The 21,087-nt window shown below is 38.6% G+C and carries 20 protein-coding genes; 6 read left to right on the forward strand and 14 right to left on the reverse strand.

Annotation, left to right across the window (positions count from 1 at the left end; all coding sequences use genetic code 11):
• Positions 1–45 precede the first annotated feature (45 nt).
• The 6 genes from A5816_RS06030 to rpsT all read left to right on the forward strand — a co-directional run bounded on the left by A5816_RS06030 (position 46) and on the right by rpsT (position 4,971).
• Positions 46–879: an undecaprenyl-diphosphate phosphatase gene (locus tag A5816_RS06030; protein WP_002309434.1), complete on the forward strand. Its 834-nt coding sequence runs from the start codon at positions 46–48 to the stop codon at positions 877–879.
• Between the two features lie 196 nt (positions 880–1,075).
• Entirely contained in the window at positions 1,076–3,004 is a 1,929-nt protein-coding gene (locus tag A5816_RS06035; RefSeq protein ID WP_086310945.1) for a heavy metal translocating P-type ATPase, read from the forward strand.
• 134 nt (positions 3,005–3,138) lie between these two features.
• The gene (locus A5816_RS06040; protein ID WP_002315133.1) at positions 3,139–3,594 is read left to right on the forward strand and encodes a DUF441 domain-containing protein; all 456 of its coding nucleotides are present in this window, start codon (positions 3,139–3,141) and stop codon (positions 3,592–3,594) included.
• Positions 3,595–3,674: 80 nt separating this feature from the next.
• Positions 3,675–3,803, forward strand: coding sequence for a hypothetical protein (locus A5816_RS16540; protein ID WP_002292186.1), 129 nt, complete (start codon positions 3,675–3,677; stop codon positions 3,801–3,803).
• Between the two features lie 244 nt (positions 3,804–4,047).
• Positions 4,048–4,317 (forward strand): hypothetical protein, encoded by a 270-nt coding sequence (locus A5816_RS06045; RefSeq protein WP_002289125.1) that lies wholly within the window; start codon positions 4,048–4,050, stop codon positions 4,315–4,317.
• A gap of 399 nt (positions 4,318–4,716) precedes the next feature.
• Positions 4,717–4,971, forward strand: coding sequence for a 30S ribosomal protein S20 (gene rpsT, locus A5816_RS06050; RefSeq protein WP_002292188.1), 255 nt, complete (start codon positions 4,717–4,719; stop codon positions 4,969–4,971).
• A gap of 88 nt (positions 4,972–5,059) precedes the next feature.
• Here the strand turns inward: rpsT and holA are convergent, their stop codons facing one another.
• The 14 genes from holA to recQ form a co-directional block, all read right to left on the reverse strand.
• A complete protein-coding gene (gene holA, locus A5816_RS06055; protein ID WP_002335668.1) occupies positions 5,060–6,106 on the reverse strand; it encodes a DNA polymerase III subunit delta in 1,047 nt (348 codons plus the stop codon).
• Positions 6,107–6,142: 36 nt separating this feature from the next.
• A complete protein-coding gene (locus A5816_RS06060) occupies positions 6,143–8,416 on the reverse strand; it encodes a DNA internalization-related competence protein ComEC/Rec2 (protein WP_086310946.1) in 2,274 nt (757 codons plus the stop codon).
• Entirely contained in the window at positions 8,409–8,948 is a 540-nt protein-coding gene (locus A5816_RS06065; protein ID WP_002292191.1) for a ComE operon protein 2, read from the reverse strand. Before A5816_RS06065 ends, A5816_RS06060 begins: the two co-directional genes overlap by 8 nt.
• A 181-nt stretch (positions 8,949–9,129) precedes the next feature.
• The gene (locus A5816_RS06070; protein ID WP_086310947.1) at positions 9,130–9,807 is read right to left on the reverse strand and encodes a helix-hairpin-helix domain-containing protein; all 678 of its coding nucleotides are present in this window, start codon (positions 9,805–9,807) and stop codon (positions 9,130–9,132) included.
• 330 nt (positions 9,808–10,137) lie between these two features.
• Entirely contained in the window at positions 10,138–11,181 is a 1,044-nt protein-coding gene (locus A5816_RS06075; RefSeq protein WP_086310948.1) for a SepM family pheromone-processing serine protease, read from the reverse strand.
• Positions 11,171–11,662 (reverse strand): pantetheine-phosphate adenylyltransferase, encoded by a 492-nt coding sequence (gene coaD / locus A5816_RS06080; RefSeq protein WP_002374472.1) that lies wholly within the window; start codon positions 11,660–11,662, stop codon positions 11,171–11,173. The genes A5816_RS06075 and coaD overlap by 11 nt, the downstream gene beginning before the upstream one ends.
• A complete protein-coding gene (gene rsmD / locus A5816_RS06085; RefSeq protein WP_086310949.1) occupies positions 11,659–12,219 on the reverse strand; it encodes a 16S rRNA (guanine(966)-N(2))-methyltransferase RsmD in 561 nt (186 codons plus the stop codon). The genes coaD and rsmD overlap by 4 nt, the downstream gene beginning before the upstream one ends.
• Positions 12,220–12,349: 130 nt before the next feature.
• The gene (locus A5816_RS06090) at positions 12,350–12,688 is read right to left on the reverse strand and encodes a YlbG family protein (protein WP_002292197.1); all 339 of its coding nucleotides are present in this window, start codon (positions 12,686–12,688) and stop codon (positions 12,350–12,352) included.
• On the reverse strand, positions 12,678–13,118 hold the full coding sequence (locus A5816_RS06095; RefSeq protein ID WP_025478496.1) for a YlbF family regulator: 441 nt from the start codon (positions 13,116–13,118) through the stop codon (positions 12,678–12,680). The genes A5816_RS06090 and A5816_RS06095 overlap by 11 nt, the downstream gene beginning before the upstream one ends.
• On the reverse strand, positions 13,099–14,223 hold the full coding sequence (locus A5816_RS06100) for a CAP-associated domain-containing protein (RefSeq protein WP_002374460.1): 1,125 nt from the start codon (positions 14,221–14,223) through the stop codon (positions 13,099–13,101). The genes A5816_RS06095 and A5816_RS06100 overlap by 20 nt, the downstream gene beginning before the upstream one ends.
• Positions 14,224–14,243: 20 nt before the next feature.
• Positions 14,244–17,672 (reverse strand): pyruvate carboxylase, encoded by a 3,429-nt coding sequence (locus A5816_RS06105; RefSeq protein ID WP_086310950.1) that lies wholly within the window; start codon positions 17,670–17,672, stop codon positions 14,244–14,246.
• Between the two features lie 25 nt (positions 17,673–17,697).
• The gene (locus A5816_RS06110; protein ID WP_025478495.1) at positions 17,698–18,861 is read right to left on the reverse strand and encodes an FtsW/RodA/SpoVE family cell cycle protein; all 1,164 of its coding nucleotides are present in this window, start codon (positions 18,859–18,861) and stop codon (positions 17,698–17,700) included.
• Between the two features lie 2 nt (positions 18,862–18,863).
• On the reverse strand, positions 18,864–19,166 hold the full coding sequence (locus tag A5816_RS06115; protein WP_002292202.1) for a YlaN family protein: 303 nt from the start codon (positions 19,164–19,166) through the stop codon (positions 18,864–18,866).
• 112 nt (positions 19,167–19,278) lie between these two features.
• Positions 19,279–21,051, reverse strand: coding sequence for a DNA helicase RecQ (gene recQ, locus A5816_RS06120; RefSeq protein ID WP_086310951.1), 1,773 nt, complete (start codon positions 21,049–21,051; stop codon positions 19,279–19,281).
• Positions 21,052–21,087: the final 36 nt, after the last annotated feature.

The following is a 21,087-nucleotide window of genomic DNA, read 5'->3' on the forward strand; positions in this document are numbered from 1 at the left end:
AACGGTATACTATAAGATGTATCTTAATTGGGAAGGAAGGAATTTATGTTTTTTGCAAATATTATTAAAGCAGTGATTCTCGGTATTATTGAAGGAATAACGGAATGGCTGCCCATCAGTAGTACTGGTCATCTGATCCTAGCAGATGAATTCATCAAACTGGATGCCAGTTCACAATTTATGTCGATGTTCAATGTCGTTATCCAATTAGGGGCGATCTTAGCTGTCGTCGTTCTTTATTTTCACAAATTAAACCCCTTTTCTCCAAGTAAATCAACGATAGAAAAAAAAGATACTTGGACACTTTGGTTTAAAGTGATCGTTGCTTGTATACCAGCCATCATCATTGGTTTGCCTTTGGATGATTGGTTAGAAGCAAATTTCCACAAGTTCTTACCCGTTGCCATTGTTTTGATCGTTTACGGTATTGCCTTTATTATTGTCGAAAAACGCAACAAAAACAAAACACCTCGTTGGACTTCGCTGAATGACTTTACGTACCAAGCAGCTCTTCTTGTTGGGTTATTCCAAGTCTTGGCACTTGTTCCCGGAACATCCCGTTCTGGTGCAACGATCCTAGGAGCTATCTTGATTGGTGCTTCGCGTTTTGTCGCTACAGAATTCTCATTTTTCTTAGGGATTCCTGTCATGTTTGGCGCAAGCGGCTTGAAGATCGTCAAATATTTAGCTGAAGGGAATTCATTCAAAATGGAAGAAACTGTTGTTCTTCTTGTAGGAACATTCGTCTCTTTTGTGGTTTCTGTCTTAGCTATTAAATTCTTATTAAGTTATTTGAAGAAAAACGACTTTACCGCTTTTGGCTGGTATCGTATTATCCTTGGTATCATTTTAATTGGTTATTGGTTTATCGCAATGTAAGAAAAACCAGAACACTTCTCTTGTATGAGAAATGTTCTGGTTTTTTATTCTATTTAATGATAATTATTATAAATAATAAAAACCGTATTGAGCTCCATAGTCAAATGATAACCATTATCGTTCTCATTTAGCTGTTTTTATTATCAATTACATTTTTATTATGCTATCCTTGTTTTGACAAGGAGGACTGATAACGATGACTAATCAGAAAAAAGCTTTTGCAGCAACAATTGGCTGTCTTTTATTTATGATTGCCGGTTTTATTTTCGACCGATTCTCTCTCACCATCACCCCGCTTTTTTATATCAGCGCTATTATCATCGGTGGATACAAACAAACATCGGAAGGCTTGAAAGAATTGTGGAATGACCGAACACTGAATGTGGATTTATTGATGGCTTTAGCCGCTATCGGTGCCTGTTTGATTGGTAATTACTTTGAGGGAGCAATGTTGACATTCATCTTTTGTTTAAGCGGTGCATTAGAGGAATACACAACCAATAAAAGTCAAAAAGAAATTACCGCTTTGATGAATCTTCAGCCACAAAAAGCTCAGTTACTAAAAGAAAACGGACAAATGCAAGAAGTAGATGTTTCGCAATTAAAGGTGGATGACTTGGTGTTCGTCGCTAAAGGAGCGGCTGTTCCGATCGATGGTTGTTTAGAAAGCACACAGGCAACGATCGATGAGTCTGCATTAAGCGGTGAATCTGTACCTGTAGAAAAATATTTAGGAGATGAGATGTTTGCAGGAACGCTGAATCAAGGAAATCCCATTACGATTCGAGTAACAAAAACGAGTGCCGAAACTGTCTTTGCTAAGATTATCCAGTTAGTGGAAGAAGCGCAGAATACGCCAACTCAAACAGCTTCATTTATCGAACGGATCGAAAACAATTATGTAAAATTGATTTTGCTTGCTGTGCCTCTAATGATCCTTCTCCCCCACTTTTTCTTAGGTTGGAGTTGGGATGAAAGCTTTTATCGAGGAATGGTACTATTAGTCGTGGCTTCTCCTTGTGCGCTTGTCGCATCTGCTACTCCTGCTTCTCTAGCTGCTCTTTCAAATTCTGCAAAAAATGGGATTCTAATCAAAGGCGGGATCCATTTAGAGAAGCTATCTGAATTAAAAGCGATTGCCTTTGATAAAACTGGAACACTCACTAAAGGAAAACCAGTTGTGACTGACAGCTTTTTCTTTGCTGAGAAGGATTTGGCACAACAACTTCTTGTTGCTATGGAACAAAAAACGACACACCCTCTTGCTCATGCGATTTTACAATATTTCGATTGCACAATACCCGAAGCAATCCAATGCCTATCAATAGAAGAAATTACTGGTTTTGGATTACAAACTACCTATTTAGGGGCGCAATGGAAAGTTGGCAAACACGCATATGATCCTGAGACGATGATAATCAGCAAAGAGATTGAGGAAATGATCGAACGTTTAGAAAATCAAGGAAAAACTGTAATCTATCTTTCTAAAGATCAGCAGTTAATCGCTGTTTTAGGTCTGTTGGATATTCCAAAAGCAAATGCCCAACAGGTGATTTCCTACTTTAAATCCCAAAACATCCATACAAGTATGATAACTGGCGACCATTCTGGCACAGCAAAGGCTATTGCTGAACAAGTAGGGATCGAACATTACTATGCAAGCTGTACTCCGGAAGAAAAAACACAACTAGTCAAAAAAGAAAATAAACTTTACCAAGTAAATGCGATGGTTGGTGATGGAGTCAATGATGCGCCCGCTTTAGCAGCTGCTTCATTAGGTATCGCTATGGGACAAGGAACAGACGCCGCAATGGATATCGCAGACATCGTCTTAATGAAAAATGACTTAGATAAATTCGTCTACAGTCATCGGCTATCTTTAAAAATGCGGCGGATCATCAAACAAAATATCATTTTTTCGATTCTTGTTATTCTCTTGTTGATTGCTTCTAACTTCTTGCAATTTTTAAATCTACCTCTTGGAGTAGTAGGACACGAAGGAAGCACGATATTGGTTATTCTGAATGGCTTGCGCTTACTAAGACCTTTACCTGCTCTTTCTGATTCTTCAAAAAAATGTAAGTCTTGTCCACTATACCAAGCACGGCTGTCTTCTGCCAAATAAGTGAAGTTTTTTATGATTTTGTTTATTTTATGAAAAAATCAGCGTATGAATAGATTTCGAAGGATAAATTCCTGCTTTTGCAACTTTCCAAAAAGATGTTATGATTGTTTCGAAGAAAGTGAGGAATATATTTTATGGAAAGTTGGCTTTTTTTAGGAATTATTTTACTTGTAGCAATTTTAGCTAAGAATCAAAGTCTAATGATAGCGGCAGCTTTTGTGCTGATTATGAAGCTCGTACCAGCCTCCCGTTCCTTTTTCCCTTGGCTTCAAGGCAAAGGAATCAATATTGGTGTGACGATCATCACTGCAGCTATTCTGATCCCTATCGCAACAGGAGAAATCGGTCTACGTGATTTATTAGAAGCCTTTAAATCCCCTATCGGCTGGGTAGCTGTTTTTTGCGGTGGGCTAGTGGCTGTCTTATCTTCCAAGGGCGTAGGATTGATTGCTTCTGATCCGCAAATCACTGTTGCGCTTGTGTTTGGCACGATTTTAGGTGTTGTTTTCTTAAGAGGAATCGCCGCCGGACCAGTCATTGCTTCTGGCATTACTTACTGTATCTTACAAGTATTTGCTTTAGGGAAATAGATCAAATTTTGCCTATTTTTAGGAGATTCTTAACACCCCCAATTTACTGATCCGTGATATACTGACAACGAGGTGATACAATGTTCGAAAAATTGAAGTATTTCATAGGAACAATTGGCTGGTTTCTTTTAGCGGTACTTTTGATTCTGGGCTTAGCTTATCTTTTATTTCCTGATTTGATACAAAATGTGTTAGATACTGCTTTTTGATTGACCTATTAGAATGATATAGGGGAAGCTCCTGCGATGCAGGAGCTTTTTTAAACAATGACCGAGCGAATGAGATTTCCTATTGAAATCGATGCTCTTTTTTCTTTTTGGCTCTTCTCCTCTTTTTTGTTATACTAGATTACAGTGGACAAAAGAAGGAATGATTGCATCCACTTTAACGAATATCAAAATGGAAGAAATAGTACCTGTTCTCAGGTTACTTTGGAAAGAAAGGAAGACGCTTGTGGAAACTTTTGAAGGTCTTTTAATTGATACGTATGTTTTACAAGAACAGCCAATGATGCTGACTGGAATCAACTTGCAGCTTGAGGACCGTGTGATCAATGGCCTGCTTAAAGATCGCTATTTGGCAAAGTACATCTTACGTTTGCCACTAAATAAATATGTACTGGAAGTAAGTGGCAAATGGAACCGTCGGAATCAGTTAGTCATTAAAAAAATGTTGATAAAAAATATTGATGAATACATTAAAATAATCGGTACACCAGAATAACCTTTACCGATCAAAGGTGACTGGTTATAAAATAACTGCAGTTTCTTAATAGAAAAACAAAGAACAACAGGGAATCGTATCCCTTTTCAAAAAAAACTTTGCAAACGGTTCTCTTTGTTATATAATGACTTAGTACCAAACATTCCCATTCAATCTTTGTTTAAATAGATAAATAAAAATCTAGTTTGGTTTGACGCTATTGCCTCCCACAATAGCGTCTTTTTGATTTTTTCAGCTTGATTTATCTGTTTTTACTGATAAAAAAGTTTAAATAAAAGACTGTTAAGGAAAAAAACTTGTCATGTTCATATTGCAAAGCGCGCTGCCTTTAGGTATAATAATGAATGTTGAATTATGCGGTCACACGCGTAAGAACTTAAGTTATCGGAGGTGAAACTAATGCCAAACATTGAATCTGCAATCAAACGTGTTCGTACAAGCGAAAACGCTAATGTGAAAAATTCATCTCAAACAAGCGCTATGCGTACTGCAATCAAAAAATTTGAAGATGCTGTAGCTTCAGGTGCTGACAACGTAGATGCGTTATATAAAGAAGCTGTTAAAGCTATTGATATGGCTGAATCAAAAGGTCTAATCCACAAAAACAAAGCTAACCGCGACAAATCTCGTTTAAGCAAAAAAATCGCTAAGTAAAAGAATCGGCTTCGGCCGGTTTTTTTATTTGTCAAAAAAAGACAAAAGCAATCGGTATTCCCGCATGCTTTTGTCTTCTTCTTTCTTCCTATCTATTTCTCAACAACTGCCCTGTGCGCAAAACGAAAAGTTGAAAACTTAATTCTTTTTCGATTTGTCCCGTTTTGATTTGATAATCCATTTCGACTAATTGATCAAATAACTGTACCAGCAACTGTTCATCGAATTTCCTTACTTCTTGCATGGCAAGTTTTACACGGTAGGGATGGATTTTTAATGTTTCTGCAATATTGGCCTGCTGATAGCCAATCTTTACAAGAAATTTTGTCTGTAAAAACAAACGTAATTGAGAAAGTAAAATCGCATTGATTTTAATTGTTTCCTCCCCTTGCATGACTAAATCTTCATATAAACGCAAGGCTTGTTCTGTCTTCCCTTTTAAAATATATTGGGTCATGTCAAAAATATTATGTTCCAATGTTTTAGGAACTAATTGTTCTACTTCTCGAACAGTGATCTGCTGTTGATTTTGTCCATAAAGAATTAATTTCTGTAACTCTCTCATCATTTTGGATAAATCTAAGTCGGTCAACCGCAAGAATAAATCAATGGCGTTTCGTTCCATTTTGATGGAAGAGTTCTCTAAGGTATTCATCAGATATTGACGTACTTCTTTTTCATTCAACTGTTGGACGTTGATGATGGTTGCTGTTTTTTTCAATTGTTTCGTTACTTTTTTCCGTTCATCCAACTTTTCATATGGTGCAAAAAATACTAATACAGTCGATTCTAGTGGTTCTTTCAAATAAGCTGTCAGTAAATCAGTATTTTGTTCGATCCCATTGTTTACTTTCTCACCTGTTAAAAAATATGGGTTCTCCACAAATACTAATCGTTGATCTCCGAAAAACGGCAATGTCTCTGCTTCAGCCACTACCTCCTCTAAACTTGCATTTTCCATGTCAAAACTTAAAAAATTTAAATCATCTTCGCCCTCTAATTTGATTTTTTTAACTATTTCTGCCCGAACTTGATCTTGGAGAAACTTTTCTGTTCCTAAGATCAAGTAACAAGATGCAAGTTTTTCTTTACGTATTTTTTGTAACTCTGCTTGTATACTCAAATTACTCACCACTTTCAAAATTATCCTACCATGAGAAGATGAGAATTACTAGTCTATCATTATTTCCACTAGACCATGAGGATGAAAAACTGGATGCCAGCGATAGGTGATCATTCCTTGCTGATCGGTTCGCCATGTTCTTATCTGATTTTCTTCTAGTGCCTCCAATACTTCGCTGTGAGGGTGACCATAACGATTATTTACTCCGCAGGATATAATTCCATGTTTCGCTTCAATACGGGAAAGAAAATCCGTATTACTTGATGTGCGGCTACCATGGTGACCTAATTTGACTACGTCGGCTTTCAAATTAGGATAAATAGAAAGCAGCTGTTCTTCCATCGCTTGATTCAAATCGCCTAAAAACAAAAAACGCTGATTATTATAGTCCAGCCATAAACCAACCGAATCTTCATTTCTTCCTTCTCCCTTTTCAAAAGGGGTCAATACATAAAGATCATAATAGCCTTTGATCCTGTCGCCATGTTTGACTTCAATGATTTTAGTGCCATTTTTTTGAGCTTCTGTTAAATGCCTTCGCAACGGCTCATTTCGTCCAGCACCCCAGCCAATATAAATTTTTTTGATGGTGAAATGCTGAGATAATGTGGACAATTCTCCCACATGATCCGTATCGTCGTGTGTCAAGATGAGTTTATCGATCACACTTATTCCCTGTCCTTTTAGATATGGAACGATATTCCTTTCAGCAGGAGGTCGTACGATACCTTGCGCCCACTTTTCCCTTTCAAAGCGCAACTTACCACCCGTATCAATCAAAATCGTTTCCTTTCGAAAAGGACTTTGCAAAAAGATACTGTCTCCTTGGCCAACATCGATAAAAGCGATCGTTGAAGAAAAACGTAAAAATGTCAAAGTCAATAGCATCAAAGAAAACAGACCAACATAAAACAAGAGTTTCATCGGCTGCTCGTTCAATCTATCCATACAAATCAGCAATCCGAAAATATATACCCCTGATAGCACAAGAGGTAGACGCCCTATAACAAGAGGCGATCCTGAAAACAAATCGATTATTCGTTCAAACAAGATCAGTCCCTCTTCTATCAGCAAAAGCAAGGTTCTCGGCAACCAGCGATTGAAAAGCGTGAGAAAGAACGCACTAGGAAGAAAAAGAAACTTGAATATCGGTGCAATCAGTAATGTAAAAAGACTGCCTAAAAGAGGCCACTCATAAAAATGCCATACAATCAATGGCATCGTGATCATGGTAAATAGGACATGAGAAGCCGTTTTTTTCATCCAATCTCCATCAAAAGAAATCAGGATAAACAAAAAACTCATGAAAAAACTAAGTTGCCCGCCCGCATGAAAAAGAAATCGAGGATCAAATAGCAAAAGAAGCCAAAAGACAACTGCAAATAAGTCCATAGAGGAGTAACGTTTATTCAATAATTTGACTAGCAACCGCAATAAAAACAACAGACTAGCACGCAAGACAGAAATAGAACTGCCTGCAAGAGAAACATAACAGATAGTTAGTAGACTCAACGGAATGATGCTGACGTGCAGTGGCCATCCGATACGTCGAAACAAATAATACAGCCACCCTAAATAAAATTGGATGTGTAATCCCGATAGGCTGAATAGATGTAGCAAACCACTCGCCCTAAAAATTTCTTCTGATTCTCTGAATCCTGAATCTTTATAACCCCATAATAAAGAATTGATATATATACTTGTTTTTTGCGGAAATTCAGATTGGACAAAAGAAATAAGAGCGCCTCTTTTTCTCTGGAGCCAATTTCGCCAATGATTTTGTATGGTAATTTTTTCGACCCTTTGAATTTGGAATCGACCAGAGATTCTATGGTTCCTGAAGTAAGCTTCTTGGTCAAAAGTATAAGGATTTCGCTTTTTTTCGGGAGAAATAAACTCGCCTTCAGCTGTCAATTCTATCCCCTTCCCTCGGAACCCAAGCCAAGTTTTCAACTCTGCTTCGGTGTTTACTTGATAAGAAAGCTGTATCTTCTGTTTACTCTCTGACAACCTTCCTTCCATTGTCAAAAAACTGCCATTTGCACGAATCGTATCTGTAGATAAAGTCACTTGCGCAGATGTTTCTTTTTCCTCTAAAAATGAATATTCTTGTAGCTTATAAGAAACGGATACCATTATGCTACCCACAATACAGAAGTACGCGATAAAACGTCCTTCTTTTAGCGAAAACCACAAAAAAATTCCGGCAAGAAACAAACGATAAATCCAATTGTCCGTATCATACAACAAACAAATAATCATCGACGTAACTGCCGGAAAAATCAACCGATTTCGAACATGCCTTTCTAAAACGCTAGACATGTTTTCCTGTTAATTCATTTTGAAGTTTTGAAAAATGCTGCGAGTCTAAAGCAACTTGGTGTACAGATACGCCTAATTGTTCAATCAACGCTTGAGCATACGGATCATTTCGATAGTCATGGAGATAATTGATCCCTTTAACACCAGCTTGCAGCAAAGCTTTTGTACAAGCTAAACATGGAAAATGTGTGACATAGATTTCCGAACCTTCCGTCGGGATACCGAGTTTCGCGCACTGTAGCAGCGCGTTCATCTCTGCATGGATCGTTCGCAAACAGTGTCCATCTACAACATAGCAGCCTTCATCTATGCAGTGGACATCTCCACTGACTGCTCCATTATAGCCACCAGCAATGATTCGTTTTTCCCTCACGAGTGTCGCTCCTACTTCTAAACGTGTACACGTACTGCGTAAAGATAACAATACTGCCTGAGCCATAAAGTACTGGTCCCAGGGAATGCGTTTGTTTTGAGTCTTATCAGTAATTTTTTCTTTGTTCGTATCGCATGGTTTTGAAGATTTTTCTAACATGGTTTACATTCCTCCGTTTTTTCAAGTTGGTCAAAAAAGCACTCCATTGCTTAAACAAACTATTCTTTAAATATACCGAATCATCATGTCTGACAAAAGAACATATCCTTCACTGCCGAAATGAAGTCCGTCATCCATTAGCCTCCATTTTATTGCTCTTTTCAGTTGATTCTGAATCATTCTATTTAATTGTAACGAAGTTTTTTAGTTTTTCAACTGTCTTTTCACCGATACCAGAGATCTCCTGCAAGTCTTCCACTTTCTGGAATGATCCGTTTTCTTCTCTAAATCGAATGATTTCTTGCGCCTTGACTGATCCGATCCCAGGAATCTGCTGGAGTTCTGAGGGACTGGCTGTATTGATATTTATTTTTGAAGGCTCGGAATCTGCTGTAGATTGTTTTCCTTCGGGGGATACCAACTGATCAAGATGTTCTGGCAGCTCTTCACCTACAGCAGGGATATATAGGACTTGCTGATCTTCTATCTTCGCAGAAAAGTTGATTCGATCGCTATCCGCTTCTTCTAATAATCCTCCTGCGCGCTTTAGTACATCATAGACCCGTTCTTCTGAAGAAAACGAATAGATACCAGGCTCCTTCACACTTCCTTTGATATCGGTGTACATAACCTTTGGACGAACGTCCTCTTCTACAGTGTTTCCTTCAGGCAATTGATTTTCTTCACTGGAACTAAATGGAGAAAGCATTTCTTTTGCAGCGATTTCTTCTGGTTCTCTATGAAATAACAGATTTGACAATAAAAAACCACTGGCTATACAAAAGATAAGAACTACCGTAGACATACAAATAATCAACCTAGGGGAGGTGAGTATTTTCTTGCTGATTTTTTCTATCATTATTCCTTTTTACAGAGAATGATCAGTAAAAATCATTCATTACTCCTTTCATTTGAAATCGAAGAAACAGTGTGCTCTGGCAAAATCGTCCCTTCAACATCTAATTACGTCAATTTTTTCTTTTTTTTTTAGCAGAAAGATATTTTGACGAAAAAAAGGATTGTGACAGAAAATATGTCACAATCCCTTATTCAAAATAAATAGTATTCAATTAGCTCAAAAGCTTGCATCTGCGGTAAATAAATCCAAACAAAAGAGGAGAAGCTGTTTTTGCGTAGCTATTCTTATTACTTGATACAGAGCAGCTTTTTCACAATTTTTTTAGTTGGTTCATTTCATTTTCTCTAGATAGTCAAGCGCATCTTGTACTGTTTTTACTGGTACGATTTTCATGGAGGAATTCAATTTTTTGGCAGCGGCTTTTGCTTCTTCATAGTTGGTTTTTATTTCAGGATATTCTTTCTTAACATCGTCTGAGATCGTATCATCTGGTGCAAAGAAAATATCTACACCGGCTTTATCCGCGCTTGCTACTTTTTTATCGATTCCTCCGATTCGGCCGACTTCTCCTTCGCTGTTGATCGTTCCAGTTCCGGCAATTTGCTTACCATGTCGCAAATTTTTACCAGTGACTTGTTCATAGATCTCTAAAGTGAACATCAATCCCGCTGACGGCCCACCAATAGAGCCAGAATTAATGCGAACGTCTGTATCTGATTCGATCTCTGTATGATCAGTAAGTGTGATGCCTATTCCTGCCTTTTTATCTGTTGGCAACTCGATCAGATCACCAGATGCTGTTTTTTCTTCACCATTATGCAAATAACTGATTTCAATTGTTTGTCCAACTTTTTGACTTTTTACATAATCCATAAATGCTTCTGTACTTTGAAAGCTTTTGCCGTCTACTTTTGTTACTGTATCTCCTACTGAAAGCTTGCCAAAGAAGTTCGATGTTTTCTCTACGCTCATGACATATACGCCTTTGAATTCCATTTTATAAGGCTTGCCTGCAAGTTTCAACGCTTGTTCGATTGCTGCGTTTTGGGAAGAATCCATATAATATTGTTGCATTTGATTATATTCTTCATTTGTTGCCCCACCAGTCAATTCTTCTTTACTGATCAATTCTTCAAAAGGAGCTACTTTAGCCTTTAGCGCCAAAAATCCGGTAGCTTGCCTGATACCGACGGATGTAAGGGAGAAAGAGCCAGAACCTTTGTCTTCTTTGTCATTGACTGTAATTAATTCTTTCAGATCAATCGTTGCTCCTGGTGATTCCACATAATATGGCAGAGGAACTACTACAAATCCGATGATCAACATTCCAAATATGATAATCAGTACTGTTTTCAACCATTGTTTAGCTTTCATTTGATTCACGCTTTCCAGCTAAAGCTTCGTTGATAACTGGCGGTAAATAACTGCTCACGTCTCCACCAAAGTGCAGTACTTCTTTTAAAATACTGGAACTGACATGGCTATATTCTGGTTTTGCCAATAAGAACACCGTTTCCAATTCCTCGTTTAGATGATGGTTCATCTGAGCGATTTCTCGTTCATATTCGAAGTCTTTGATACTCCGTATTCCTCTGACCAAGGCATCCGCGCCGATTTCTTTTGCCGTTTCCACTGTCAATTGATTTTCCTGATGTATGACTTTTACATTAGGAAGATGTGCCACAGCTTTTGCGATCAATGTCATTCTTTCTTCTGGAGGAAACAAACTTTTCTTTGAAGTATTGATAAAAACACCAATTACCACCTCATCGAATAATTTAGCCGCACGCTCCACTGTATCTAAGTGTCCTTTTGTAAAAGGATCAAAACTTCCTGGGAATAATGCACGTTTCATCGTTTTCCCTCTTTTCTATAGATAGTCACAGCTGTTATGCCATAAATTTGTTTTCTTATTTGATGAAATCCAGCCACAGATTCTGGCAATTCGACTGTTTTATCCGTTTCGCATACGATAACTGCGGTTTTAGAAAAAAGTCCCAGTTCTTCCATTTTATGGATTTGATCAATGATTTTTTGTTTTGCATACGGCGGATCAAGAAACAAGTAATCGAATTGTTGTTTCTCTGCTGCTAGCCGTTCGATTGCTTTGTCCGCATCAAGTTTTATTGTGGTAAACTTCTCTGGTTCTTTCGTAATCTCGATGTTTTCTTTGATGATTTTTAGCGCTTGGTAATTTTTGTCTACGCATACTGCATGACTACAGCCTCTGGATACGGCTTCGATAGCTAGACCGCCGCTTCCTGCAAACAGATCCAATACTGTCTCTCCATCAAAATATGGTCCAATCATATTGAATATGGATTCTTTTACTTTATCTGTAGTTGGTCTGGTGTTCGCCCCTGCTAAACTTTTTAAGCGGCGTCCGCCATAATTTCCTGATATTATCCGCATCTACTCACTCCTTAGAAATGGTACTGGTACTAGTATACCAAAAAAAAGACAAAAAAATACTTGGACAATGATCAATTTTTGATAGTTGTCCAAGTTATTTTTCTATTAAAAAACTGCTCATAAGAGATTTTTAAAGATGTTCAGCTAATCGGATTTCTGTATTCAGCTCTTCGATTTCGAAACCTTCTTCTTTTAATACCGTTTTATTACCTATCTTATCAGCAAAATTCATTTCGATATCTGGTCGGTAAGAACGTTCTACGTTTCGAACAAAATGTAATTTACGGATTCGTTCTTCTGTCTCTTCAAATGTCTCTTCATTCAAGTAAAGAACGACATATTTCATTCTTCTTGAGACATAATGCAACAAGCCGAACTTTTTTAGATTCTTTAATTGTTTTAAGCTGTAGACCCATACGATCAGCCCGCGTCGTTTTATTATTTCAAATTCACTATTGTCAACTTGCATGACAATTCCCTCCGCATCCAAAGTGTTTTTTCGTTTCAAAGAACGGACTACCTGCATCTACCTTGATTTCATTAGAAACTTCTTCGGCAAGCGCTTGGACAATTTGATCCAACAGACTTTGTAACTGTGTTTCACTATACCTAAAAGCTGCGACATGCTCATTCAGATCAAGCTGTCTTTTTGCTTTTCGAAGAGCACGTTTTTTTTCACGGTAATCAGGTGCATATTCACCGTATGCCGCTACATTTTCAAACGCCTTTTTCTGCGACAGGAACGCTTCTTTTAATTGGCAGACTTCTGCAGATTCTTTCATTGATTGTTTATGTTTGAAATAAGAAGCCATCGTTTTACTCTTTTTTATCATTTCAGCGACTCGGAGGCATTGATCCTCCAGTTGAAACAGCTCTTCGTTAACGATCACTGCTATCACTACTTTCTCCGTTTTCTTCTTGCAATAAGACTAACATATTTTCTTTAGAAAAAGCAATGCCTAATGAATCCGTTCCCGGATCCATAAAGCGGTCATGATTATATGGATCGCTGTACCAATATAAAAACGAAAAAGTAGCGTCGATTGCTGGATGAATAAACAGTCCACTAGTATTTTCTAATTTCTGTTTACTGATTAACTTCTCCAATTCATCATTCGTCAAGGAGAATTTCGTTGTCGTTTGTCCACTGCCTAGCGATTTTTGCCAATCAGCCATGCGTTCGTCTGACAAGATTTCTTCAGGCTTTGTCAAGAAATCATGTAGCAGCAGCCGACTGTGGTTTTGAAAGGCAAGTGTTTGGTTGTATATAGGAAGTTCGTCTTCTCTTCTAAGCATGTTTAGTAAAGTCGTACTTTTTCGTTCTTTGCCGCGATTGATCGATTCCCAGTCAGCCGATTTATCTGCTTCATAATGTGGGAGACCTTCACCAAACACTTGATACGGTAAAAGTTTCAAAAGACTATCTTTATCTAAATATACAACTGAAAACAGACCGTTAGTTGTTTGATCAAAAAACAAAATAGCAAAAGTGTCATTATCAAAAGCAATCAGTGGACGATAATTCATATCCTCTTCCATCAGTTCGATTCCAACTTCTGTGTCATGATACTCAAAAGTGAAATTAGTATAGATAGTCGTGAGCTTTGTTAGGTCCTGCATCGTCATCCCTAAATAAAACGGCGTGATATCAGCAGGTCCTGTTTGCAGTACTTTAACAGTTGCGACCATGCTATCTTGGACATTCACTTCAAACGTGAGATGACTGGCTTTGTTTTCATAATATCTTGTTTCAAAACCAAACCCACTAGTTAATCGATCATAGGATTGTCCAAAATCTTTTTCTAGCTGTTCGATCGGTTTTCCAATATAAGTAGAAAAACCAGTTGCTTTAAGCTCCTGGTATTTCCACGTTGTCATTTGATTTGAGATTTGTTGATCAGAGTTTTCCTTCACTTCAAGTTTTGGCGGGAACAAGACTGGTTCCATATAGAATGCCGCAATAACTAATAGCAGAATCAGCCAAAACAAACCCAGTCTTTTCATGTTTCCCCACCTTTCACTTATTATTTTTCAGTCACTTCAATCAAAAGGTCGCCAGATGAAATCGTGTCGCCTGAAGATACATATACATGTGCGACTTCTCCGTCAAAACGTGCTTCGATGGCTGTTTCCATTTTCATTGCTTCAGTAATCATCAACGTATCGCCTTTTTTGACGTTATCCCCTTTTTTCACTAATACATCAAGCACAGAACCAGACATCGTTGCTCCGATTTGTTCTCGGTTTGTTGGTTCAGCTTTCAATCGAGTTTGGACCGCACTGATGATTGAATTATCTTTGATAGTGATTTCACGTCTTTGCCCATTCAAATTGAAGAACAGTACGCGATTTCCTTCGATATCGGGTTCTCCGATTTCATCTAAACGGATGATCAGCGTTTTTCCACGTTCGATTTGTACATTGATCGTTTCACCTAAACGTATCCCTTGGAAGAATGTTGGTGTATCCAGTAATGTAACATCGCCAAATTGATTATACGCTTTTTGATAGTCCAAAAAGACTTGCGGATACATCAAATAACTTAATACTTCGTCTTGTTTTGGTTCATAGCCGATTTTTTCTGCCAATTCTTTTTTCACTTCGTTGAAATCGACTGATTTCGCCAACAGACCTGGACGTTCACTCAACGCGGGTCTGCCCTTAAGAATGATCTTTTGCAGTTTTTCAGGAAATCCGCCGACTGGTTGTCCTAGTTCTCCTTGGAAGAAAGTTACTACAGATTCAGGGAAACTTAATGTTTCGCCTTTTTCATAGATGTCTTCTTCTGTGAGATCATTTTGGACCATGAATAGCGCCATATCTCCTACGACTTTAGATGATGGAGTTACTTTCACGATATCGCCAAACATCAAATTGACAGTATGGTACATTTGTTTGATTTCATCCCAGCGATGGCCTAGTCCGACAGCTTTTGCCTGCTGTTGCAGATTTGAATACTGTCCTCCCGGCATCTCATGCATATATACTTCTGTTTCAGGAGCATTCAAGCCATTTTCAAATGGTTTGTAATACATACGCACATCTTCCCAATAATGGTTCAATTTCTGTGCATTTTCAATTGTGATTTCTGGCAGCCGTGGGCCATTGACCAGCGCATAATACAAGCTGCTCATGCTAGGCTGACTCGTGTTCCCACTCATTGCACTCATTGCTACGTCAACGATGTCTACTCCTGCTTTTGAAGCAGCGGAATAAGTGATAATCCCGTTTCCACTAGTATCATGAGTATGCAGATGGATTGGCAGATCCGTCGTTTCTTTCAATTCACTAATCAAACGATAAGCTGCTTGCGGTTTAAGTAATCCAGCCATATCCTTGATTGCAATGATATGCGCACCCAGTTGCTCTAGTTCTTTTGCCATGTCTTTATAATACTGAACATTGTATTTTGCTCGGCTTGGATCGTTGATATCGCCAGTATAGCAGATAGCTGCCTCTGCGATTTTACCAGTATCCCGTACAGCTTGGATACTTTTTTCCATTTGAGGAGTCCAGTTCAAACTATCAAAAATTCGGAAAACATCAATCCCTTGTGCTGCTGCTTCTTTGACAAATTCCACCAATACATTGTCAGGATAATTAGAATACCCAACGGCATTTGAACCTCTGAAAAGCATTTGCAGCAAGGTATTAGGCATTAAAGAACGGATTTTTCTCAATCGTTGCCAAGGATCTTCATTCAAAAAGCGGTAAGCCACATCAAATGTCGCTCCCCCCCACATCTCACTTGAAAAGAGTTCAGGAAGACCTTCTCCCGTTAAGCGTGCAATCTGCTTGAAATCCTTTGTCCGAACACGAGTTGCTAGCAAACTTTGATGAGCGTCTCTAAATGTCGTATCCGTCAACAATAAATTTTCCTGTCCTTTGATCCATTCGACCAAAGCATCGGCACCCTTCGCATCTAATACGTTCTTAGCCGTTACGTAATCAGTTCTTGTGATTAGATCTTTAGGCATACGTGGTTCTTCATAAAATGGTTTTTCGCCACTTTCGATACCTGGAAAACCATTCACAGTAATTTCACCGATATATTTCATCGTTTTATTTCCGCGGTCTCGTAGTCGAGGAAATTCAAATAATGTTGCTGTACTATCGATAAAAGTTGTTTTTGCATTTCCTGATTGGAATTCAGGATGTGTGATGACATTTAGCATAAATGGAATATTTGTTTTTACTCCACGGATCCTGAATTCTTTCAAGCAACGTTCCATTTTCTGAATGGCTGTTTCAAAAGTAGCACCATGCGTACATACTTTTACTAACAATGAATCAAAATACGGCGTCACCACATAGCCAGCGTAAGCATTCCCTACATCCAGACGTACGCCAAAACCGCCAGGTGAACGATACGTATCGATTTTTCCTGTGTCTGGTAAAAAGTTATTCAACGGGTCTTCCGTAGTGATTCGGCATTGAATAGCTGACCCATTCAATTTGATTCCTTCTTGCTGAGGCAATCCGATTTCTTTATGCAAATCTAACCCTTGGGCAATCAATAGTTGCGTTGTCACGATATCAATATCTGTAATCATTTCTGTGATCGTATGTTCCACTTGGACGCGAGGATTGACTTCGATAAAGTAAAAATCATCTCCTTCAACAAGAAATTCTACCGTACCCGCATTGACATACCCAACATGTTTCATCAATTGGACAGCTGCCTGACAAATTTTTTGACGTTGCTGTTCGTTCATAGAGACACAAGGCGCTACTTCTACTACTTTTTGGTGGCGACGCTGAACAGAACAGTCTCTTTCGAAAAGATGGATGACGTTTCCATGTGTGTCACCAAGAATCTGTACTTCGATATGCTTAGGATTGGCGATGTATTTTTCAACATACACTTCATCGCTACCAAAGGCAGCTTTTGCTTCGCTTTTTGCACGTTCGTAACCTTCTCTTGCACTCTTTTCATCATGAGCCACACGCATTCCGCGACCTCCGCCGCCTAGAGCTGCCTTGATCATAATCGGATAACCGAATCGTTCAGCAAATTCCAATGCATCGTCTACAGAAGCGATGGGACCATCTGTGCCTGGAATCGAAGCAATTCCTGCTTCGATGGCTGCAGCTTTTGCTTTGATTTTATCTCCAAAAATATCTAAATGATGCAGTTTGGGTCCAACAAAAGTGATGCCCTCTTCCTCGCACCGTTGCGCAAAATTCAAGTTTTCCGATAAAAGACCATAACCAGGATGAATGGCATCAGCTCCGCATTCTTTCGCGATAGAAATGATCCCTTCAATATCTAGATACGCATCAATCGGTTTTTTCCCTTGTCCTACTAAATATGCTTCATCCGCTTTAAAACGGTGTACGGAATATTCATCTTCTTCTGCATAGATTCCAACAGTTTTAATTCCTAATTCTGTACAAGCACGAAATACACGTACAGCGATTTCACCCCTGTTAGCAACTAAAACTTTTTTCATCGAACCACTCCTACATCTTTTTTTATTATAAACCTAAGCTCTTGCGTTTTTCATCCGCACTAATATTGAGGACAAAGCCGACACAGATCGAAAGCATCAGCAAACTGGATCCTCCTTGACTTAAGAATGGGAACGTGATCCCTGTCAAAGGAATGACACCAGTGATTCCTCCCAGATTGACAAACACTTGGATCAAAAACATTGCGCCGATCCCAATGCACAAAAGCGAATTGAACGGATCTCTTGAACGAATCCCTACAAGAATAATGCGCACGATCATAAAGAATAGCAACGCTAATATCAAAATCCCCATAATCACTCCGAGCTCTTCCACTACGATTGCATAGATAAAATCGGTTTGTGCTTCTTGTAAAAATCCCTTTTTCTGAATACTGTTACCTAATCCTCTGCCAAATAACCCGCCATTGAACATGGCATAGTAGCCATTAACTAATTGATGGCCTTTATTTAATTCATCCGAGAAAGGATTTTGGTAAATAGCAAAGCGATTATAGATATACTGTAAACGCCCAGGCAAGATTTTTCCGTTTGTAATATTGATTAGCCAAATCGTAAAAGTACTTAAACAAAAACCACCTACTCCTACAATCAAAGTATACACATAATTGACTCCGCTGGCTAAAAGCAGAACCAAAATAATCAAAAAGATAACTGCCGCATTCCCAAAATCGGGAAGGATAGCGACCAAAGCAGTCAGTCCGATAACCATTGCAAGTGGACGTTTTACAGTCCCTAGGAAATCTTTTTGTACACTGTTTTGTCTTTTAGATAAAGTCAGAGACAGATACCAGATAGAAATGATTTTTAGGTATTCGGCAGGTTGGATCGAAAATCCTGCAATTTGAAGCCATCCTTTTGCTCCATTGATCTCCTTACCGAAAAACACAACGACTAGCAGCAAAATCGTCAAAACTGCGATGGCTGCCATAATCAAACGCTGGTTTTTCAAAACATCTGTTTTCATTTTGTAGAGTAGTGCGATAGCAATCAAGCTGAGCACCCAAAAAATACTTTGGTTAATGACTGATGCGGACGGATTTTGTCCGTTTTCTAATAATAGATACGACGTAGAACTATATACCATGATCAACCCCAAAACACATAAAATCAAATAGGGAATCAAGATACTATAGTCTAATAGATGCCTTTTTTTTACTTTCTTAGGCAAGTCTATTCCTCCTTGCCAACTTCTTTTTTATCATAATTTTCTTGGTAAACCTCACTGTATAACTGATTCAATTCTCGTTCCAGCTCACTTAACATCAGCTGTCCCTCGTTTTTTTCGATTACTCCTATACGAACAGCAAACCCGACTTGCTGGGAGAAACCGTACATCTGTGTATCTACCACTTCTTCGAAGGCTTTGCATTGCGAGATACAGAGACTGTTATTTTGGTTTCGGATTAATCGTTTGATCCGTTCTGCTTCATCATTTAATACTTGGATCGCAAGTTTTTTCGACAAAGAATCCATCTGTGCTTACCTCCCGTTCTAATTCCTTAATTATAACATATTTGATTTTCATAGGGAGCAAAAAAACAGATTTAACCAGTTGTTTTTATTCGTTTTTACGTAATGGTCCTTCTTACTTATCCAGAACGTTAGGATCCATATTTTTTATCCGAGATAAAAAGGCTTCTCCGTATTTATCAAGCTTGCTTTGACCAACTCCCTTTATCTGAAGCATCTCCAGTCTGCTTGATGGACGTATTCGGCTCATTTCTTTCAAGGTGGAATCTGAAAATACAACATACGGGGGAACGCCTGCTTCTGATGCTAGATCCGTTCGAAGTTCCCGCAACACTTCAAATAGTGTATCGGTCTCTTCATCCGACAGCTGCTGGACTTTCTTGGGTTCCTTTCGATAAACAGCTTCTTGTCCTTTTAATACTTGGATCCCTCTTTCTGTTACTTTCAAGATGGGATATTCTCCATTAACGGTCAGAAGATAGCCATTCGATATCAAATATTCAATCAATTGCATCGTTTCTTTTTGCGATTGTTTTTTCATCAGTCCATAGGTAGATAAACGTTCAAACCCTAAGGCTCGCAGCTTTTGTTCTTTCGATCCTGCTAAGACTTTCATTAGCATCTGCTTGCCATAATTCTCCCCCATACGTTTCAAACAAGAAAGGACCATCTGTGCTTGTGTCGTTACTTCTACTATTTCTCTGTCATCTAAACAGTTACCACAACGATTGCACGGACTGCTTGTCTCGCCAAAATAGTTTAGGATGTATTGCTGAAGACAGGATTCTATATACGCGTATTCTGTCATCGCTTTTAATTTTTCATATTCTTTTTGCTTTTGCCCCTCTTCTCTTTGAGACTGCTGGATAAAAAACTTTTGGACCTGAATATCTTGAGGAGAGAAAAGCAGGATGGCTTCACTGGAAAGACCATCTCTTCCCGCACGACCAGCTTCCTGATAGTATGCTTCTAGAGAGCCAGGAATTTGATAATGGATAACAAAACGGACATTGCTTTTATTTATGCCCATGCCGAATGCATTGGTCGCTACGATTAGCTGTAAGCGATCGTATAAAAAGGCCTCTTGCATTGCCGTTCGTTCATTCTCATTTAGACCACCATGATATCTGCCTATAGAAAATCCAAATTTTTTAAGCAAATGATAGATTCGGTCTACTTCTTTTCTCGTCGCTGCATAAATAATGCCAGATTGATTTTTGTTGATTTTCAAATACTCGACTAGATACTGTTCTTTTTTTTGGTCTTTCACTACTTGAAAGCGGAGATTTTCCCGTTCAAAACCAGTCTGGATGTGATTGCCGTCAGGGATTTTTAAAAGTCTTTTTATGTCAGCGGCTACTTGTATAGTTGCTGTAGCCGTCAGAGCAACAATGACAGGTCGATTTGCCAGTTGATCTAGCTGGTTCGCCATTTGTAAATAACTTGGACGGAAATCATGCCCCCACTGAGAGATACAATGCGCCTCGTCAATGGCAATCATACAGACATTCCATCGATTCATCGCTTGAATGAAATCCGGCATGATAAAACGTTCTGGAGCAATATAAAGTAAACGATACTGCTGTCTATCGATTTCTTGGAAGCGCCTAGCTGTTTCGTAACCATCTAACGAGCTATTGATAAAAGTGGCGGGTATACCTAATTGATTCGCTGCATCCACCTGATCCTTCATCAGAGAGATCAAAGGGGATACAACCACAGTAAGCCCATCTAATAGTAAAGATGGAAGCTGGTAACAGATTGATTTCCCACTTCCGGTAGGCATGATCCCTAATACATTTTCCTGATCAATGACTTTCTGGATAATTTCTTTTTGACCAGGTCTAAACTCATCATAACCAAAGTATTGTTTTAATAAGTCGTTCATCTTCCCGCTCCTTTCCCTTGCCATTTTACTTCGGTT

Source organism: Enterococcus sp. 3G1_DIV0629 (assembly GCF_002141285.1).
GTDB classification, from domain to species: domain Bacteria; phylum Bacillota; class Bacilli; order Lactobacillales; family Enterococcaceae; genus Enterococcus_B; species Enterococcus_B lactis.

Bases quoted from the DNA above. Each gene is read 5' to 3' on its own strand.
- A5816_RS06030 (WP_002309434.1), top strand. From the start codon at position 46: ATGTTTTTTGCAAATATTATTAAAGCAGTGATTCTCGGTATTATTGAA.
- A5816_RS06035 (WP_086310945.1), top strand. From the start codon at position 1,076: ATGACTAATCAGAAAAAAGCTTTTGCAGCAACAATTGGCTGTCTTTTA.
- A5816_RS06040 (WP_002315133.1), top strand. From the start codon at position 3,139: ATGGAAAGTTGGCTTTTTTTAGGAATTATTTTACTTGTAGCAATTTTA.
- A5816_RS16540 (WP_002292186.1), top strand. From the start codon at position 3,675: ATGTTCGAAAAATTGAAGTATTTCATAGGAACAATTGGCTGGTTTCTT.
- rpsT (WP_002292188.1), top strand. From the start codon at position 4,717: ATGCCAAACATTGAATCTGCAATCAAACGTGTTCGTACAAGCGAAAAC.
- A5816_RS06060 (WP_086310946.1), bottom strand. From the start codon at position 8,416: ATGTCTAGCGTTTTAGAAAGGCATGTTCGAAATCGGTTGATTTTTCCG.
- A5816_RS06065 (WP_002292191.1), bottom strand. From the start codon at position 8,948: ATGTTAGAAAAATCTTCAAAACCATGCGATACGAACAAAGAAAAAATT.
- A5816_RS06070 (WP_086310947.1), bottom strand. From the start codon at position 9,807: ATGATAGAAAAAATCAGCAAGAAAATACTCACCTCCCCTAGGTTGATT.
- A5816_RS06075 (WP_086310948.1), bottom strand. From the start codon at position 11,181: ATGAAAGCTAAACAATGGTTGAAAACAGTACTGATTATCATATTTGGA.
- coaD (WP_002374472.1), bottom strand. From the start codon at position 11,662: ATGAAACGTGCATTATTCCCAGGAAGTTTTGATCCTTTTACAAAAGGA.
- rsmD (WP_086310949.1), bottom strand. From the start codon at position 12,219: ATGCGGATAATATCAGGAAATTATGGCGGACGCCGCTTAAAAAGTTTA.
- A5816_RS06090 (WP_002292197.1), bottom strand. From the start codon at position 12,688: ATGCAAGTTGACAATAGTGAATTTGAAATAATAAAACGACGCGGGCTG.
- A5816_RS06100 (WP_002374460.1), bottom strand. From the start codon at position 14,223: ATGAAAAGACTGGGTTTGTTTTGGCTGATTCTGCTATTAGTTATTGCG.
- A5816_RS06105 (WP_086310950.1), bottom strand. From the start codon at position 17,672: ATGAAAAAAGTTTTAGTTGCTAACAGGGGTGAAATCGCTGTACGTGTA.
- A5816_RS06115 (WP_002292202.1), bottom strand. From the start codon at position 19,166: ATGGATTCTTTGTCGAAAAAACTTGCGATCCAAGTATTAAATGATGAA.
- recQ (WP_086310951.1), bottom strand. From the start codon at position 21,051: ATGAACGACTTATTAAAACAATACTTTGGTTATGATGAGTTTAGACCT.